This window comes from Candidatus Bathyarchaeota archaeon (assembly GCA_029882535.1).
In the GTDB taxonomy this organism is placed as follows: Archaea; Thermoproteota; Bathyarchaeia; order Bathyarchaeales; family SOJC01; genus JAOUKM01.
In genome coordinates, this window is the sequence record JAOUKM010000066.1 from 1 (window position 1) to 3,687 (window position 3,687).

Annotated in this window: 3 protein-coding genes; all 3 read left to right on the top strand. The window is 44.0% G+C overall.

Annotated elements, in window-relative coordinates; translation table 11 throughout:
- Positions 1-875, top strand: an 875-nt coding sequence (locus OEX01_09465) for an FAD-binding protein (GenBank protein ID MDH5449210.1), incomplete at its 5' end; no start/stop codon positions are given.
- A 13-nt stretch (positions 876-888) separates the two neighbouring features.
- The gene (gene sdhB, locus OEX01_09470; protein MDH5449211.1) at positions 889-2,454 is read left to right on the top strand and encodes a succinate dehydrogenase iron-sulfur subunit; all 1,566 of its coding nucleotides are present in this window, start codon (positions 889-891) and stop codon (positions 2,452-2,454) included.
- A 248-nt stretch (positions 2,455-2,702) separates the two neighbouring features.
- Positions 2,703-3,687 (top strand): fructose-1,6-bisphosphatase (locus tag OEX01_09475; protein ID MDH5449212.1); only part of this gene is annotated, 985 nt, incomplete at its 3' end.

A 3,687-nucleotide genomic window follows, 5' to 3' on the forward strand; every position in this document is an offset into this window, starting at 1 on the left:
CACGTGACATAGTTTCCAGAGCAGAGACGACAGAGATTCAGGAGGGACGTGGACTAGAAGGCCGTTACGGTCCTTACATAGCTTTGGATCTTAGACATTTGGGCGAGGAGAAAATAAACGAAAGGCTGCCTCTTATACGTGACGTTGCAATAAAACTGAGTGGAGTGGATCCCGTAGAGGAACCGATACCAATTAAACCAGCGGCTCACTACTCCATGGGAGGAATCCACGCTAATATAAAAACGGAGACGCCGGTTTCAGGACTTTATGCTACAGGCGAATGCGCTTGTTTTAATGTCCATGGAGCAAATAGGCTTGGCACTAACTCGACATCTGATTGCCTCGTTTTCGGATTTGTCTCTGGCGAAGAAGCTGCTAAATACGCCCTTTCAAACAGTCTTCGAGAAATTTCACGTGAAAAAGTCTCGGCAGAGGAAAGAAGAGTTTTTGGCGAAATCTTGGGCAGTGAAGGCGATGAAAGGGTTCCTGTTATTCGAGACGAGCTAAGACATATTATGAGTGGGAAAGTGTGGGTATTTAGAAAAGGTGACGAACTTGAGAGCGCTTTGAAGGAACTAAGGAACCTCAAGGAGAGATTCAAGAACATAAGGATAGAAGACAAAGACAAGCAATTCAACACTGAGCTCGTAGGAGCATTGCAGCTTGACTTCACCTTGGACCTCTGTGAAGCTACAATAGCCGGCGCACTTGCTAGAACAGAGTCGAGAGGCGCCCACACCAGACTTGATTGCCCCAAACGTGACGACGAAAACTGGTTAAAGCATACTATTGCTTACTATACAAAAGAAGGCCCTAGACTTGAGTACATTCCAGTTACTATAACCAAGTGGCCTCCAGCCGCAAGAGCTTATTAGGAGATTAAATGACATGAATTCCCAAGTTAAGAAAACTGTTGAATTTAAGATACGCCGTTTTAACCCTCAAAGCAAAAAGCATTACATATCCACATATAACGTGCTTGTCCGCAAAGGAACGACCTTACTTGACGCTTTCATATACATCAAAGACAATTTAGATGGGACGTTTGCGTTTAGGCATTCATGCAGGATGGGAGTGTGTGGAAGTTGCGGAGTCTTGGTTAACGGAAAACCGATGCTAGCCTGTTACACACAGGTACTCCATCTAAACTCTGACACATTAGTCGTCGAACCGCTCCAAAATATGCCCGTCATAAAAGACCTAGTTGTCGACATCCAACCATTCTTTGACACATACAGCAGAATAAAACCTGTCTTAGTCAAGCCAGAAGAGGCGTTTAAGAAGCTTGATGAATTTATTCAATCACCAACGGACCTTAAAAAGTATTGGGACTTAACGCTGTGCATCAAGTGTTCTATTTGTTATTCCGCTTGCCCAGCCGCAATAGATGAGAAATTCCTCGGGCCTTCTGCTAATGCCGCTAATTTTCGATTTGTTTCAGATTCAAGAGATGAAGGCCTAGATGGACGATTGAAGGCTACAGCTGACAGCATATGGTTGTGCACCTCTTGTAACTCGTGTACACTGTTCTGCCCGAAAGAAATTGATTGTTCATCTTCAATAGTTGATGAACGCAGCCTCGTGGTAGAAACGGGCAGCATACCGCGAACGGTTAAGGACGTGCTTACGAGTGTTGTTAGATATCATAATCCGATGGGAATGCATCCTAGCAAAAGGATGGATTGGGCTAAAGATTTGAACGTTAAAACGTTTCCAACAGTTGAAAAGGCTGACGTATTGTCCTTTGTGGGTTGCGCGTCAGCTTATGATCAGAGAAGCCAAGCTATTGCCAGGTCCATGGTCTCAGTATTTGATAGCCTAGGCGTTGACTTTGCAACGCTTGGCATTGAAGAATGGTGTTGTGGAGATCATATAATGCGACTTGGCGAAAAAGGACTGTTCGAAATGCTTACCGAACATAACATCTCAACGTTTGAAAAGTTCAGTGCAGAGAAAATCATAACACTTTCTCCACACTGCTACAACACTTTCAAGAACGATAAACCATACAGCGACCAAGGGCTTAATGTTCAGCACTATACACAGTTTCTCGCCGAAGCCATCAAAAGCGGCAGGCTCAAACTTTCAAAACCCGTTAACAAGAAGGTTACTTATCACGACCCTTGTTTCTTAGGCAAACGCAACGAGATTTACGATGCTCCTCGACAGATTTTGAGGTCAATAGATGGCTTAGAACTTGTTGAGATGAAGAGAGCGAGGGAGAATAGTTTTTGTTGTGGTGGAGGAGCCGGAAGAACTTGGACAGAGGATGCCCTCCCTGAGAAGAGGCCTAGTGTAGATCGGGTTAAAGAAGCATTAGAAGTTGGCGCTGAAGTCATTTCAACTGCCTGTCCGTTCTGTGTTACAACTTTGGAAGACGCCGTGAAAGTATTAGACGTGGAAGATAAAATTGTGGTGAAAGATATTCTGGAGCTACTAAACGAAGCAATGTAGCACATTAAGTTAGAAGCTTCATGTATATGTATTAGGGTGGGCGGCTTTTTTTGATACTACTATAGAGTTTTAAGTTCGCATCTCTTAAGGGTAAGAAGCGCCCTTTTTTCTTTTTGATGCTAAACAATCGCTGAACCCAAAAATTTATCGTTTATCGCTACTAATAGCCTAGAACTGACTTTATTAACGTAAAGTCTTTAAGAACATAAAATAGAATATGTGAATTCTGGAAATGGATATGAAAAACCATGAAAACAACAATATCAATTATAAAATGTGACGTTGGTTCCCTAGTAGGACATCATATTGTTCCCAAGCCATTACTCGAAATAGGTAAAAACAAGCTTGAAAAAGCACAAAAGAAAGGCATCATTAACAGTTTCTACGTGTTCAACGCTGGAGATGATCTTGAGCTTCTCATGGTTCATGAGAAAGGTGAAAAAAACAGAGAAATTCACGCATTAGCTTGGGACACTTTTCAGACGGCTGCCGAGAAAGCGAAGGATTTGAAACTTTACGGGGCCGGGCAAGATCTGCTGAAAACAGCATTCAGTGGCAACGTTCGCGGTATGGGTCCAGGTGTAGCTGAGATGGAAATTGAAGAAAGAGGTTCGGACCCAATTATTGTATTTGCAGCAGACAAAACCTCAGCAGGCTCGTTTAACTATCCCATGTTTCGCATATTTGCCGATCCCATGAGCACAGCTGGACTTGTGATTGACTCAAACATGGTTGGCGGCTTCAAGTTTGAGGTTTTAGATTCAAAGGAGAACAAAAAAGTAGTTTTGAAATGCCCTGAAGAAATGTATGAACTTGTTGCCCTCCTCGGTACTAGCACTCGTTACAATGTTTCGCGTGTTTGGCGAGCTAAGGATGAGCTTCTGTGTGCTGTGACTAGCACCACGAAACTATCGCTTATCGCAGGCAAATATGTTGGAAAGGATGACCCAGTTGCTATCGTGAGGGCGCAGCATGGATTGCCTGCTGTAGGCGAAATGCTCGTGCCATTTCTTCACACATATTTTGTTGAGGGGTGGATGCGGGGCAGTCATTGGGGACCTCTCATGCCCGTAGGTTTGAAAGACAGCAAATGCACGGCTTTTGACGGCCCCCCGAGAATGGTTGCCGTTGGCTTCCAAGTGTGTAATGGCGGAATCGCGAGCGACAAAAATGGTTCGCCGATGATAAGAGACATATTTGATGATCCAGCGTTTGATATGGCGCGTCGGGAAG

Bases quoted from the DNA above. Each gene is read 5' to 3' on its own strand.
- sdhB (MDH5449211.1), top strand. From the start codon at position 889: ATGAATTCCCAAGTTAAGAAAACTGTTGAATTTAAGATACGCCGTTTT.